We start from the raw sequence: 15,078 nt of genomic DNA on the forward strand, positions 1-15,078 counted from the left end.
GGCAAAGTACATGTTTCGTGTATTGGTTTCTACCATACTGTTTTGCTTTGTTGTATACGCAGAGCAAAAGAATAACATTGTCTTAGTGAGCTCAAGTGCACTAACTGGTCCTGCGGCAAGTTTGGGGATTAAACTAAATCAAGGCGCTAATCTTTATTTTGATAAAATTAATCAATTAGGGGGAATTAATGGCCAACATGTTAAGTTAATTATGTTGGATGATGGTTATGAACCATTTAAAACTTACCAAAATACAAAAAAAGTACTTGAGTCAGACGAGTTATTTGCTTTATTTAATTATGTTGGTACGCCTACTTCACATGCGATTATTCCGTTACTTAAAAAGTATGAACCACTATTATTAACACCTTTTTCAGGAGCTGATTTTTTACGTATACCAGTAAAGCCTAATATATTTAATTTACGAGCAAGTTATTTTCAAGAAGCTCAGGCGCAAATCAATTATTTAATAAATACTGTCAAAGTTAAAAATATTGCCCTAATGGTTCAGGCGGATGAGTTTGGTGACGCTGTAGAAGCCGGCTACTTAAAAGTATTAAAACAATATGGCCTTAAACCAGTGGTAACGACAAGATATCGTCGTAATACTGAGGATATCGAGCTGTCACTTGATATTTTTAGTCAACATTTAATCGATGCCGTTGCGTTTGTTGGTACTTACGAGCCTTTTGCTCGGTTGATTAATTTAGCTTCCTCTAAGGGCTTTAGCCCATATTTCTCTACTGTGTCTTTTATTTCTAGCCAAGACTTATTTAATAAAATTAAAGTACCTGCGAGAGTGTTGGTGACAGAAGTCTTCCCCGACCCTAAAAATTGTGAATTACTTCTGTGCGAAGAGTTTAGATTAGATGCCAAAGCGGCTAATTTAAAAGGCTTTGACCGTATTGTTTTTGAAGGTTATTCCAATGCTAAGCTGTTTAGTAAAGTAGCAATGCAGTGTGCTAATAGTCTTACCAAAGCTTGCTATATAAATAAACTTAACCGCTTTTTTGAAAGTTTAGGAGGGTTGAAAGTACGCTTTACTGAAAATGACCACCAAGGACTTGAGCAGATATTTTATAATTTTTATTATCACATATACGATACCAATTACTAAGAATGGTTTAGTCGCTAACATTATTTATTTGTAAAACAATAAATAATTATTGTTTTACAAGTCGAGTGAAGCGACTTAACGATAAATTTTATAGTAAAACATGAATTTTGATGCAGCAACGTGTGTAAGGGTTGCGTCAGCTCTTGTTCTAATGTGATTCCTTCTTCCTTTAAATCACCTATCATTCATAGATAAGTCGCCACTCTAAGTGCAACATTAAAAGTGTAAGTTATAAAATAACAATAAACTTGTGTTGAACTAGTTACTTTTTAACATTACTATACTTAATAAATCAATACATTTTTGCTATTTAGTGCTTGTTTTCAACCAATAACGATATTTTTATTAAAGGTTAAGTAACAGGCTTATATGCATGAAGGCTTAAATATCAATGGATAATATAGGAAATACTTTCATTTCAAATAGTTTTGAAAAAGGAAGTGGTGCTCATAAAAATAACGATGATAGTAGTTGGAATCTTTTGGAAGAAGAGGTGAGCTTTCCAATTGCTGTTATTAATGAGCAATCTTTATTGAATAATGCAAAGTGGATGCAAAGTTTTAGTGAAAGTTCACAAGTAAAATTAGCTCCTCATGGCAAAACTTCTATGGCACCTGAATTATTTAAGTTGCAATTAGAATATGGTTGCTGGGGAATAAGTTTAGCCACGGTTCCACAAGTAGTTAACGCTTATCAAAACGGTATAAAACGTATTATTTTAGCTAATCAACTAATAGGCAAATATCATTGTAAAGTCATTGCTGATTTATTGTCTAAAGGAGACTTAACGTTTTATTGTTTTGTCGATTCCGTAGAAAATGCTAATCAGCTAGATCAATATTTTTCACAAAGAGGTGTCACATTAAACATCTTAATTGAAATGGGCGTTGAGGGTGGTCGTTGTGGCTGGAGAAACTTCAATAATATTTCAGCACTTACCAATGTGATCACACAAAGTAAATGTTTGAAGCTTTGTGGTTTAAGTTTCTACGAAGGCGTGATACACGGTGATGATGCCGAAGAAAAAATTTGTCAATTTATTAATGATATAAAATCATTAACTAATGAATTAATGGCTATTAATGCTTTCTCAACCTCTGATGTTATTTTAACTGGTGCGGGATCGGCTTGGTATGATGTTGTGTCAAAACAGTTAATGGCTGATGTAAATCATAGTAACGCTAATTTTCAAGTGATTATCCGACCCGGGTGTTACTTAATCCATGACACAGGTATTTATCAGAGCGCACAAATGCAAGTGCTTTCACGTAGTCAACAGGCTTGTGATATTTCAGGTGAGTTAATATCAAGCCTTGAGCTTTGGGCTTATGTACATTCAGTTCCCGAGGCTGGTTTAGCGATCATAGGTTTAGGGAAGCGAGATGTTGCTTTTGATGCGGGTTTACCTACTCCTGAATATGTTTATCGCCCAGGAGATAAGGCCCCCAAAAAAGCCAATAGTCACTGGAATGTTACTCATATTATGGATCAACATTGTATGATGAATATTGACCCCGATTCTGATTTAAAACCAGGTGATATTGTTATTTTCTCAAGTTCACATCCATGTTTGACTATGGATAAGTGGCGTCGTATCGGTGTTATGGATGAAAACTATATTGTTAATAAAACCATAGCTACTTTTTTCTAATTAAACTTAAAAGCCAATAAGTTCATTTTTCAAATAAAGTGAGGCACTACCTTGGATATTGTAAATAAAATTAAAGAAGGATTACGTCATTTTAGTCCCGCAGAGGAAAAAGTTGCTCGATTTATTTTAGCTGACATTAATTACGCTGCCAATGCTCCTATCAATGAACTCGCAGAAAAAGCACAGGTGAGTCATGCCAGTATTACGCGTTTAGCTCGTACGTTAACATGTGCGAATGTACGTGAGTTAAAACTTAAATTAGCGCAGTCGGCTGCGGTTGGCGCTCGTTTTATTAGTGAAAGTAATGTGGATAAACAAGGGATTTCTCATGTATACCAATCGATACATGATATTTTGGCGCTTAATGCAGGCCTGATAAAAGACGAAGTTGTTGAACAAGCCAGTCAGTATGTATGTGACGCAAAACATACACTTATTTTTGGTGTTGGTGGTGGCAGTAGTATGATGGCACAAGAATGCCAGAATCGTTTTTTTCGCTTAGGTATCCCAAGTAATGCCCACTCAGATCCTATGATGATGCGTATGACAGCGGCTACTGTCGATGTTAAAGATGTGGTGGTTTGTTTGTCATTAGGAGGAGTAAGCCCCGATGTATATAGTGCAGCTCAAATAGCAAAGGAATATGGTGCAATGATTATTGCGATTTGCCCTGAAGGTAAACTAGGGAGCTTTGCTGATTTTCATTTGCCGATAGCGACACAAGAAAGTGATTATATATTCAAACCTAGCGCATCACGTTACGTAATGATGGCTGCGATTGATATTTTATCAAATGAATTAGCAATGAAAAATCAACGTAAATCACGTGAAAAATTACGACGCCTTAAAATGCACCTTGATTGTCACCGAGAACAATACTGTGATGAAAATAGTGAGATTATGGAAGATCGTCTTAAACGTTTACCTTTAGGAGATTAGGTGTGCATCAAGAATCAAATTCCGCTACACCTCTACAGGAAATTTTTGATGTTTTGATATTAAATGGTGAAGTGTTTGATGGCAGTGGTAGCCCTAGTGTTAAGCAAGATATCGCTATAAAAGGTGACAAAATTGTTAAAATAGGTGATTTAAATACTTTATCGGCAATCGAAGTCATAGATGCTCAAGGTTTGGTTGTTTCCCCTGGCTTTATTGATGTTCATACCCACGATGACCTTGAAGTTTTACGCAACCCTGTAATGATGAATAAAATTAGCCAAGGAGTGACAAGTGTCATTATTGGTAATTGTGGGATAAGTGCTAGCCCTTATGTGGCTAATGCTACACCAGTGGATCCGATTAATTTATTAGGTCAGAAAGATGAATTTGCTTATCCCGAATTAAATGATTTTATAGAGGCATTTAATAATATTCGCCCTAATCTAAATGTAGCAGCACTTGTTGGCCATATTAGCTTACGCGCACAAGTAATGAAGGACTTAGATAAAGGCGCGAGTGAATCTGAAATAAAGCAGATGGTTGATTTGCTAAACCTTGCATTATCACAAGGGGCTAAAGGCTTAAGTACAGGCCTTGCTTATCATAATGCGAATGCGGCACCTACAAGTGAAGTGCAAGCATTAGTGTCAACCCTTGCGCCATATAATGCTATATATACTACGCATTTAAGAACCGAGTTTGACGGTATTATCGGTGCACTAGATGAAGCCTTCTCGCTTGGGAAGCAAGGTAAGGTTCCTGTTATTGTTTCACACTTAAAGTGTGCGGGGAAAAACAACTGGGGACGCTCATCCGAAGTACTGCAACATATATCACAAGCAAGAGAAAACCAAGCAATTAGCTGTGATTGTTATCCGTATAATGCTAGCTCTAGCACCTTAGATTTGTCTCAGGTAACAGACGATTTTGAGATCTTTATTACTTGGTCTGAAACCCACCCTGAAAAGTCAGGACAATTATTAGCTAACATTGCGGCACAATGGCAAGTCTCCCTTATTGAAGCAGCAAGAAAACTACAACCAGCAGGTGCTGTGTATCATTGTATGCTAGAAGATGATGTTCGTCAGATTATGCAAGCGCCTTATAGCATGATTGGTTCTGATGGCTTACCTTGCGATCCGCATCCACACCCTCGTCTGTGGGGAACATTTCCTCGAGTACTTGGGCATTACAGTCGAGATCACCAAACTTTAGCATTAGCACAAGCTATTCATAAAATGACAGGATTGAGTGCGACTGAATTTAAGTTGAAGCAACGGGGTTTTATTCGAGAAGGTTACTTCGCTGATATTGTACTTTTTAATGCCAACACCATAAAAGATCAGGCCAGCTTTACCGAACCATTTTTAGTATCAGAAGGTATAGAAAAAGTCTGGGTTAATGGGCAACTGACCTATTACGCAAATGAAATACTTAAAAATAGCAAAGGTGCTGGCCGATTTCTAGCACATGAAAATTAATCAACGATGTGAGTGACAGAACTCATTATTATCAAGCAGTAAGGAAAATTAAATGACAATTAAACGATATGGTGCTGAAGGCGGTCAAGGAACTGGTGGTCAACATTTACCTTTTTCAAGAGCTGTTGAAGCAGGTGGTTGGTTGAGAGTTTCAGGTCAAACACCGATGCGAGATGGCGAAGTTGTTGAAGGCGGAATTATTGAGCAGTCACGTATTGCCATTGAAAACTGCACTCTAATTATGGCCGAAGCAGGTTATGGTTTAGCTGACGTTACCCATGTAACGGTTGTGTTAACTGATGCGCGTTATTTTCAGTCTTTTAATAAAGTGTTTAAAGAAGTTTTTGGTGAACACCCTCCAGCACGTATTTGTATGGTGGCTGATTTAGTTGTTGATTGTAAAGTTGAGGTTGATGTTACTTGCTATAAAGCGCCTTAGCTAATTGATAGTTAAGCCTTTACTAAGGGCTTTATTAAGTATTGATGAATATTTAGGACTTAAAATGGAACACATTTTTCTCGCCGCATTTATTGCTTACATTCTCGCAATGATCGCTATTGGTTGGTTAGTTTCACGTAAACAACAATCAGGTGATGATTTTTTGCTGGCGGGGAGAAATGTACCATTGCTACTTTCATTAGGCACAACAGTTGCGACAATGGTAGGTACAGGGTCTTCAATGGGGGCGGTTGGTTTTGCTTATTATAACGGTTGGGCAGGAACGCTATATGGTTTAGGTGGTGCAACAGGAATATTACTACTGGCTTGGTTATTTGCACCTGTTAGACGGTTACAATTTACCACGATGAGTGAAGAAATTGCTTATTATGTTGATAACCATCCTTATGTTAAAAATATTATTGCTTTCATTATATATGCCGCAAGTATTGGCTGGTTAGGTGCACACATTATTGGCGGTGGTATGTACTTATCTTGGCTGACAGGCCTAGATATTAGCTTGGCTAAAGTGATTATTGCTCTGAGTTTTTCAATTTATATTGTTATTGGTGGTTACACCGCGGTCATTTGGACCGACTCTATTCAAGCATTAATTTTATTTGTCGGGTTTATATTAATGGCTTATTTCTCCGTTGATTACTTAGCTAGTGAACAAATAAGTGGTTGGCAGAATATGCTAGACGCACAGCCAGTTGAAAACATCAGTTTCTTAGCACTAGATAAAATAGGCGTACTCCCCGCTTTTTCATTAGCCGTTGCTATTTTAGTGGGAGTACTAGCGACACCCTCTTTCCGTCAACGTATATATTCAGGTAAAAATGTTAGTAGTATCAGAAAGTCGTTTATTTATTCTGGATTACTTTACTTAGGCTTTTCATTGATCCCTGCTATTTTAGGAATGAGTGCATACGCAATGACAGATAGTTTAGAAAATCCGGCCTATGCTTTTCCTCATATTGCGCTACACGTATTACCGGTAGCACTTGGTATACTCATTATTATCGCAGGCATTTCTGCGACATTATCAAGTGCAAGCTCTGATGCTATTGCAGGTGTTAGCGTGTTACTTACTGATTTGTATCAACTGATAACAGGAGAAAAACCACCTGCCGCTCGTATGATTTTGTTTTCTCGTGTAGGTTTAGTATTCACTATTATTACTGCACTACTATTAGCGTTAATGTCGAATAATATTATTAGCTACATAACGAGCATGATTGCAGTGTTAATGTCAGGAATGTGTGCTTGTGGTTTACTGGGGAGGCTTTGGTCTAAATATACCTGGCAAGGTGCTATTGCTAGCTTGTTTTTTGGAATGTTAGGTGCAATTACCATCACATGGCACCAAGGTTGGTATCAGTACTGGGGCAACGCTATCATCCCTGCAATGAGTTGCGCACTCTTCGCTGGTATCGTTGTTAGCATGATCACTTATCAAAAAAACGCAGTGAGTCAACAAACCAAGGGTACTAATTCCCGTTTAGAAGCAGAATTCAATGAATAATATATTTTCTAGTAAAAATTTAACTTTTACATTGTTATTTTTAAGTTTTTTAACTTGGCATATACCTGTGCAAGCTTTCTTTGTTGAAGACCAATTACAAGAAAAGTCATGTTTTAATTTGATGCCTTGCCCACAACAAATTTTGATAGGACAAGGTTCGGTACGTTTAAAAAAATACCCTAAAATTCACTTTCAGGGGATGAGTTTGCAAAGACAACAAGACGCACTTAAGCGTTTGAATAAACAATTAGCAAAAATTGAGCAAGGCAATTTTCTTGGCTTTTCAGCCATAGCTACTCAACAAAATGCGGATGTAGTTGTAAACGTAAAAGCTAATACGTATGAATTTCCTCAATTAGGATATGATGAAAGTTATCAATTAATCATTACACATCATCAATCAGACGAGAATCAAGCACGGATTATTATTAATGCTGCGACTGATTTTGGCGCTTTACATGGGTTAACAACCTTGCAGCAACTTCTTGTGTTAGCTTCTGATGAATTTTTATCACTTAAACAATTAACGATTAACGATCAACCACGATTTAAATGGCGTGGCTTGCTAATTGATAGTGTACGTCACTTTATTCCACTCGCGGCACTTAAAAGACAACTTGATGGCATGGCTGCAGCAAAATTGAACGTATTTCACTGGCATTTAACAGATGATCAAGGCTGGCGAATCGAATCTAAAACCTACCCTAAACTTCATCAACAGGCATCCGATAGCTTATATTACACACAGAATGAAATTAAAGACTTGGTTAATTATGCCAGTTTACTAGGCATTAGAGTGATCCCAGAATTTGATGTGCCAGGACACGCCTCTGCCATTGCCGTTGCTTACCCAGAACTCATTACACAACAAAAAAAATACGCAATGGAAAGGCACTGGGGCGTTTTTGAACCCTTACTTGATGTTAGCAACCCTAAGGTATATCAGTTTATTGACTCTATTGTTGAAGAGCTAAGCCGTTTGTTTCCTGATAGCTATCTACATATTGGTGGCGATGAAGTAAATCCTAAGCAATGGCAAGAAAGTGCATCTATACAGAAACTAATGCAAGAACAATTGCTAAGCGATAGTGATGATGTTCATCGTTACTTTAATAGTGAAATCCAAAAAATATTAGCTAAATATAACCGGAATATGATGGGGTGGGATGAAATTTTTCACCCTGAATTACCTAAAAATATTATGGTGCAATCTTGGCGAGGACTAGACTCACTTAATACTATTGCAGCGAGTGGTTACCAAGGGCTTCTCTCCACAGGGTATTATATTGATCAACCTCAATACGCGAGTTTTCATTATTTAAATGATCCTCAAGGGCAACCTTCTTTTAAAGGCGAAGGTAATTTACAGAGATTAGCATTAGCCCCTGCACCTAATGAAAAATGGCATACACACACCTTTATTATACCTCGTTTAAAAGGTAGTGCGGTTAAAGGCCGGTTGACAGTTATTTATCAAAAAACAGAAAATGATGAGGTAAGTAATCATTTAAATAACAAACCTCATAAAGGTATTCAAAAAGCTTACCTGCAACTCAATAATGGCAATGATAAGCAAGTAGTATTTCAAAAATCTATTGCCTTAAAGTCAGTTGACAAGTCATTAGTTTTTACTATTGATAGCTGGATGGGGCCTTTACAATTTGAGGTTTCTTTAGCTCAAAACACTTTAAGTGGCAGCGTAAAAATAGGCAATAGTTATTACGCGGTGAACGCCAGTAATGCTGACATAGAAGAAAAAAAACTTCAAACAACAACGATTAACCTTCAGCCGCAACTCAATAATGTACAAGCTCAAAATATTTTAGGGGGAGAGGCGACATTATGGGCTGAAATGGTTAATGAACATAATATTGATTTACGCATATGGCCGCGTTTATTCGCTATTGCCGAGCGCTTATGGTCACCTAAGAGTCTTACCGATGTAGATAATATGTATCAACGTTTGCATCTTATGGATAGTTACGCAGCAAATATCATTGGCTTACAGCATCAAGTACAACAACAACGTGGTATGGCTGCGAGCGTATCACCATTAGTTACTGACACTAGTATGCTTACATCAATAGATAACGCCTTAGCTATTATCGCTCAAGCGTTCGAGCCTGCCCATTATTACACGCGACATCACTTAAAATTCCAGCAAAACAATTATCATCAGCAAGCAGCACTTAATTACTTTGTTGATTACCTTCCGGTAGAAAGCCGAAATATTCGCGCAATGAAGCAAGAGATCAATACAGTGATAGCCGGTGACTTGTCGGCATTGTCAGCAACCAAAGCGCGTTTATCTCGTTGGAAAGAAGCAAGTGAATATCTTAAGGAAAATTTAACTTTACCAGACCATCCCACTCAAAAAGTTGCTAGTACATTGGAAGAAAGTCTTAATATAAAATCGATATTGAATGAACTCGATATCTTTATTGACTTGAGTATTGCGGTGATTAACCATTGCCAAAAAATAGAAGTACTGACAAAGGCGCAGCAAACTAACATACGGAAAAAACTAACTTCAATAATGATAACTCCTCGAGAACAGGTACTTGCAGGGGCGCCTCATATTAGTCAATTATTATCATCATGTCGTTAAGCTTTTATATTAACTTATTGTTTCATTTTTTACGGGAATTACCATGTTCAAAATTTTCACACTGTTTTTACTGTTTACTATAGCAAGTCAAGTTGCTTGTGCTACGGATACTCCACTTAAGCAAAGGGATTTATATCAAAGTGAAGATTGGGTTGGTGATGGTACGTTTACAAGCGGTATTGAAGGCCCGGCAGTTGCTAAAAATGGTGATCTTTTTGTCGTCAATTATCGAGAACAAGGCACTATTGGGCGTGTAATCGATAAAAACCAAGTGGTTTTATTGGTAAAATTAAGTAATGGTTCTATTGGTAATGGTATTCGTTTCGATGAAAGCGGTAATATGTATATTGCCGATTATGTTAATCATAATGTGCTAACTATTAATAACAAAGACCTAATTAGTAACCAGTTAGAAAGTCATCAACTGAAAACTGACAGTGTTAAGGTTTATGCGCATTCTTCGATGATGAATCAACCCAATGATATCGCTATTATGGATAACGGTATCATTTTTGCCAGTGATCCTAATTGGGCAAAAAATACCGGACAACTTTGGCGAGTGAATAAAGAGGGTAAAGCGCGTTTGCTCGTGAAAGAAATGGGTACGACCAATGGTATTGAAGTTAGCCCAGATAATAAAACCTTGTATGTTAATGAAAGTGTGCAACGAAACGTTTGGCGTTATCGCTTGGCAAATGATGGTAGCATCAGTGATAAACGCCTATTAATTCATTTTGACGATTTTGGCCTAGATGGCATGCGTACTGATCAACAAGGTAATTTATATATTGCTCGTTATGGTAAAGGCGTGATTGCAATCGTTTCCCCAAAAGGAAAGTTAATACGAGAAGTCACGTTGAAAGGGAAATTTCCTACCAATGTCGCATTTGGTGGCGTTGACGGGAAAACGGTATTTGTGACCATGCAGAAGCGTGGCGCAATTGAAAAATTTAATGCTGAATATTCAGGGCGTATATTTAAAAATTTGAATTAAAATCAAACTACATAAGTTGCTTGAATTTTAAGCTTGTTATTTACTTTGCTTTTACATACAATACGCGACCTTAATTCAGCCCTAATTTTTTGTTCCTTGTCTCAATACTGGTGATTGGCTGAGCCGGATAAGAGACTACAACCGTAAGGAGCTCGTAATGCGTCATTACGAAATCGTATTTATGGTTCACCCTGATCAGAGTGAACAAGTACCTGGTATGATCCAGCGCTATACTGACTTGATCAATGCTGCTGAAGGCAAAATCCACCGTCTAGAAGACTGGGGTCGTCGTCAATTAGCATACCCAATCAATAAACTACATAAAGCACATTATGTTTTAATTAACATTGAAGCGCCTCAATCAGTTATTGATGAATTAGAAACTTCTTTCCGTTATAACGATATTGTTATTCGTAACATGATCATGCGCACGAAAAACGCGGTAACTGAAGCATCACCTATGGCTGTTGCTAAAGAAGACCGTCGTGAAGTTAAGAAAGAGGTTACTGAAGAAGCTCCTGCTGAAAAAGCTACTGAAACTGTAGAAGAAGCGGCAAGCGAAGAATAGTAATCTGTGATAGAAAATTGCTTAGTATTAGTTGGAAAAGTGGTAAAAACACCAAAGTTTTCAACGAGTCCTGCAGGTATAGAACATTGCCAATTTTCAATTGACCATAAGTCAATTCAACAAGAGGCAGGTATGAACAGACAAGCGTTTGTACGAATACAAGTAGTGGCTACTAGCGAATTATCACTATTAACACGTGAGTTAATTTCGGGTAGTAACATAAAAGTGACAGGTTTTATTAATCGTCACGAATCTAGAAACGGAAATCCGCTTTTAGTGTTACATGCTCAACAAATTGAAATGATTAATTAGGAGAGATCCATGTCTCGTTTTTTTAGACGTCGTAAGTTCTGCCGCTTTACTGCGGAAGGCGCTAGCGAAATCGATTATAAAGATATCGCTACGTTAAAAAACTATATCACTGAAAGTGGTAAAATTGTTCCTAGCCGTATTACTGGTACTGCTGCTAAATATCAACGTCAACTTGGTCGTGCGATCAAGCGTGCTCGTTATTTAGCGTTATTACCATATACTGATTTACATAAGTAACCTAATAAGGGGTTTTGAAAATGGAAGTAATTCTTCTTGATAAAATCGCCAAATTAGGCGGCCTTGGCGACAAGGTAACTGTTAAGTCTGGTTATGCACGTAACTTTTTATTACCACAAGGTAAAGCTGTATTTGCTTCTAAAGAAAACGTTGAGCACTTTGAGTCTCGTCGTGCTGATTTAGAAAAAGAATTAGCTGCAGCATTAAATGCTGCTGAAGCTAAAGCAGCTAAAATCGTTGAGTTAGCAGAAGTAACTATTGCTTCAACTGCAGGCGATGAAGGTAAATTATTCGGCTCTATCGGTACTAAAGATATCGCTGATGCAATTACTGAAGCTGGCGTAGAAGTAGCGAAAGCTCAAGTACGTATGCCTTTAGGTACTATTCGTGAAACAGGTGAATTTGATATTGCTATTCACTTACATAACGATGTAGATACAAGCATTAAAGTAATTGTTATTGCTGAAGCATAATTACAATTGCCTTTAATTTGCTAAAAAACGCTGCCTTGTGCAGCGTTTTTTTATGGGAAAATTAAATTACCTAGAAAAGCTATTCCCGTCTACACTATAAATAATTAATTTCATTATAAAATAAAAAATTAGACTTATGGTTGCTACTAAAGCACAGTTAGTAAAAGTTATTAATTTTGGCTTTATCGTTATACAGGCAGCGATTGCTTCTATATTTTTTGCCTTGTTGGCGCTTAATCTTCTTATTTCAAGTCAATTCGTTATATCGATTGTTATAGTGATTGCTGCTGTTTTAATGTTTTTTATTATCGCAAGATTTAAAAGGGTGTTGATAACAAAAGTAAACGAAAGTTTTGAACCTATTCAAGCGATAGAGGAGTGGGCAGACAAAAATAATAATGAAAGCATTATTTCACCGAACACGGCCAATTATTCTGTAGCCGTTGCGATTGCTAAGCTTCAACAGCAATTGCTAACAGAATCTACAGAGAACAGTTCATTTGACATGTTATTAAGAGAAAAAGCTTTATTGGATGGTGAAACTGGCATTGGTAATCGAGAATATTTTAATAATCGTTTAGAGGCCTTATTAAAGGAAGAGGGAGCACATGGCGCGGTATTATTTTTTCACTTTAAAGAATGCGACATAATTCAAAGCCTGCATGGTAAACAACAAGCATTAGTTTTATTGACAACATTAATTCATACCATACAACATCGATTAACACACTTGCCAAGCTATTTTATTGCTCGGCGTAATGAATTTGAAATCGCATTACTTATTCCAGATATTTATGTAAAAGAAACAGAAAAATTAGCTTCTCGATTAGTAAAAAACCTAATGTCAGTACCACTTCCTATTGGTATTAGTAATGATGAATTTGTTCATATTGGTATTAGTTTTTTCCAATGCAATGCAAAGTCTTATCAAGTTATGTCAGAAGCTGATATGGCGCTACGTTCTGCTCAATTACAAGGACCTTCACAGTGGTTTATGTATGATAAAGATGAAGTTGAGCAAGCTAAAGGATCATTAAAATGGCGTACCTTATTAACCAAGATTATTGACAATAATGCATTTGTTATTTTTTTTCAGCCAGTGATAGAGCAAGACACAAATAAAATATTACATCATGAGGTCCTCGCTAAAATTCGAGATACAGAAGGGAAATTATTGAATGCTAGAGTTTTTATGCCAATGGTGCATAAGTGTGGCTTTACTGTGAAAGTTGACTTACTAATTGTTGAGCAGGTTTGTAAATTGCTAACTCATGAACTTCAGGAAGAAGGTTGTAGTTTAAACTTATCGATAGAATCGCTATTATCGATTCAATTTATTGACAAATTTAAGGTGATTTTGAATAAATACCCGAATGTCGCTAGTAAAATAATTATTGAAATAAGTGAATATCATTTAGTTCATAATTTACCTTTATTAAAGCCCGTTATGGACTTCTTTAAGGCACAAGGAATGAGTTTGCTTTCAGACAAAGTTGGGCAATATGTTGTGAGTTCCCAATACTTAAAAGAGTGCCCTATATCGTCAATTAAGCTTCATCGTAGTATAGTACTTAATATACATAATAAGCCAGAAAATCAGACAGTTGTCCAAAGCTTAAAAGCTATTTGTAAGCCTCTTAATATCAATATTTATGCCTTAGGCATTGAATGCGAAGAAGAGTGGCGCATATTAAAAAAATTAGGGGTAAATGGCGGACAAGGACATTTTTTTACCAAGCCGGTGGTGCAGGTGGTAAAGGCCATTCACTAGCTGATAATCTATTTTGCTCAACTAAACCGGCAATACCTTGTAAGCCACCAGTATGAAGCAGTACTATGTGTTGATTAACGTTAAAGTAGCCATTTTCAAGCAAGTCTAAAAAGCCGAGTAACATTTTTCCTGAATATATAGGCTCAAATTGAACGCCTGTTTCTTTTGAAAACTGCAATATCTTATTAGCATTATCAGTAGAAAACTTAGCATAACCGCCACCATGATAATCATTTTCAATACTCCAACGGTGATGGCTTTTATTATCTTTGAGTAAGGTCTTAACTTCATTTAGTAAGTAATTGCTTTGCTTAAGGACAGCAATTCCTAATATGTTATGTTGATTGTTATCTTGTTTTATTAAACCAGCTAGGGTACCACCACTGCCGACAGGGACTAATAAATGATCAAATGTTGTTTGTTGATTTAACTCGTTAATTATTTCACCTATACCTTCTAAAGCAAGTTGGTTACTACCGCCTTCAGGTACTAAAAAATGATCAGGGTATAATTGTTGAAGTGTATACAAGTAGTCTGTTTCGTGACGTTGACGATAGGTTTGGCGATCTACGAAAGAAAGTTGCATTCCCCAATGTTTTGCCCAAGAAAGGGTGTAATTATCCTGATTAATGCTTTCACCTCGTACAATAGCTAGGGCTTTTAGCTGTTGCTGTTGACATGCATAAGCAAGTGCGTGAAGATGATTTGAATAGCAACCACCAAAGCTTATGATGCCCTTATATTGGTTTAACTTGGCATACTGTAAATTATATTTGAGTTTACGCCATTTATTGCCAGAAATAATTGGATGTATTTGATCGTCACGTTTAATTGATACTTTAACTTGATGCCTAGCAAATAATGGGTGGTTAAGAGTTTGTAGTCGAGAGATGTTTTTCATTAGCTAATGATGTTAATTTATTATTATTACTTTATTAACAACATAATACTGAAAAAACTTGC

General features: G+C 36.7%; 14 protein-coding genes. 13 read left to right on the forward strand and 1 reads right to left on the reverse strand.

All coding sequences use genetic code 11. From position 1 onward, the window contains the following. Nucleotides 1-10 precede the first annotated feature (10 nt). The 13 genes from IE155_RS15355 to IE155_RS15415 all read left to right on the forward strand — a co-directional run bounded on the left by IE155_RS15355 (nucleotide 11) and on the right by IE155_RS15415 (nucleotide 14,115). Nucleotides 11-1,117 carry an ABC transporter substrate-binding protein gene (locus tag IE155_RS15355; RefSeq protein ID WP_189379135.1) on the forward strand — a complete coding sequence of 369 codons (1,107 nt, stop codon included), beginning with the start codon at nucleotides 11-13 and terminating at the stop codon, nucleotides 1,115-1,117. Nucleotides 1,118-1,508: 391 nt separating this feature from the next. After that, entirely contained in the window at nucleotides 1,509-2,768 is a 1,260-nt protein-coding gene (locus IE155_RS15360; RefSeq protein WP_189379136.1) for an amino acid deaminase, read from the forward strand. A gap of 51 nt (nucleotides 2,769-2,819) precedes the next feature. Further along, on the forward strand, nucleotides 2,820-3,707 hold the full coding sequence (locus IE155_RS15365) for a MurR/RpiR family transcriptional regulator (protein WP_189379137.1): 888 nt from the start codon (nucleotides 2,820-2,822) through the stop codon (nucleotides 3,705-3,707). Nucleotides 3,708-3,709: 2 nt separating this feature from the next. Next, nucleotides 3,710-5,188 (forward strand): N-acyl-D-amino-acid deacylase family protein, encoded by a 1,479-nt coding sequence (locus IE155_RS15370; protein WP_229817374.1) that lies wholly within the window; start codon nucleotides 3,710-3,712, stop codon nucleotides 5,186-5,188. A 52-nt stretch (nucleotides 5,189-5,240) separates the two neighbouring features. Then, nucleotides 5,241-5,627 carry a RidA family protein gene (locus IE155_RS15375; protein WP_189379138.1) on the forward strand — a complete coding sequence of 129 codons (387 nt, stop codon included), beginning with the start codon at nucleotides 5,241-5,243 and terminating at the stop codon, nucleotides 5,625-5,627. A gap of 64 nt (nucleotides 5,628-5,691) precedes the next feature. Next, nucleotides 5,692-7,152, forward strand: a complete 1,461-nt coding sequence (locus IE155_RS15380) for a sodium:solute symporter family protein (RefSeq protein ID WP_189379139.1) — start codon at nucleotides 5,692-5,694, stop codon at nucleotides 7,150-7,152. Continuing rightward, nucleotides 7,145-9,760 carry a family 20 glycosylhydrolase gene (locus tag IE155_RS15385; protein WP_189379140.1) on the forward strand — a complete coding sequence of 872 codons (2,616 nt, stop codon included), beginning with the start codon at nucleotides 7,145-7,147 and terminating at the stop codon, nucleotides 9,758-9,760. The genes IE155_RS15380 and IE155_RS15385 overlap by 8 nt, the downstream gene beginning before the upstream one ends. A gap of 43 nt (nucleotides 9,761-9,803) precedes the next feature. After that, on the forward strand, nucleotides 9,804-10,754 hold the full coding sequence (locus tag IE155_RS15390; protein WP_189379141.1) for an SMP-30/gluconolactonase/LRE family protein: 951 nt from the start codon (nucleotides 9,804-9,806) through the stop codon (nucleotides 10,752-10,754). A gap of 157 nt (nucleotides 10,755-10,911) precedes the next feature. Next, on the forward strand, nucleotides 10,912-11,322 hold the full coding sequence (gene rpsF, locus IE155_RS15395) for a 30S ribosomal protein S6 (protein WP_189379142.1): 411 nt from the start codon (nucleotides 10,912-10,914) through the stop codon (nucleotides 11,320-11,322). Between the two features lie 6 nt (nucleotides 11,323-11,328). Beyond that, nucleotides 11,329-11,634 (forward strand): primosomal replication protein N, encoded by a 306-nt coding sequence (gene priB / locus IE155_RS15400; protein ID WP_189379143.1) that lies wholly within the window; start codon nucleotides 11,329-11,331, stop codon nucleotides 11,632-11,634. Nucleotides 11,635-11,643: 9 nt separating this feature from the next. Continuing rightward, nucleotides 11,644-11,871, forward strand: coding sequence for a 30S ribosomal protein S18 (rpsR, locus tag IE155_RS15405; protein WP_189379144.1), 228 nt, complete (start codon nucleotides 11,644-11,646; stop codon nucleotides 11,869-11,871). A 20-nt stretch (nucleotides 11,872-11,891) separates the two neighbouring features. After that, nucleotides 11,892-12,344 carry a 50S ribosomal protein L9 gene (gene rplI / locus IE155_RS15410; RefSeq protein WP_189379145.1) on the forward strand — a complete coding sequence of 151 codons (453 nt, stop codon included), beginning with the start codon at nucleotides 11,892-11,894 and terminating at the stop codon, nucleotides 12,342-12,344. Between the two features lie 136 nt (nucleotides 12,345-12,480). Beyond that, nucleotides 12,481-14,115, forward strand: a complete 1,635-nt coding sequence (locus tag IE155_RS15415; RefSeq protein WP_189379146.1) for an EAL domain-containing protein — start codon at nucleotides 12,481-12,483, stop codon at nucleotides 14,113-14,115. On the opposite strand, the gene IE155_RS15420 is transcribed toward IE155_RS15415, so the two are convergent. Next, on the reverse strand, nucleotides 14,075-15,016 hold the full coding sequence (locus IE155_RS15420) for a 1-aminocyclopropane-1-carboxylate deaminase/D-cysteine desulfhydrase (protein ID WP_189379147.1): 942 nt from the start codon (nucleotides 15,014-15,016) through the stop codon (nucleotides 14,075-14,077). The two genes, IE155_RS15415 and IE155_RS15420, sit on opposite strands and share 41 nt — an antisense overlap. Nucleotides 15,017-15,078 lie beyond the last annotated feature (62 nt).

Origin of the sequence: Thalassotalea profundi (assembly GCF_014653195.1) — a bacterium.
GTDB lineage: Bacteria > Pseudomonadota > Gammaproteobacteria > Enterobacterales > Alteromonadaceae > Thalassotalea_B > Thalassotalea_B profundi.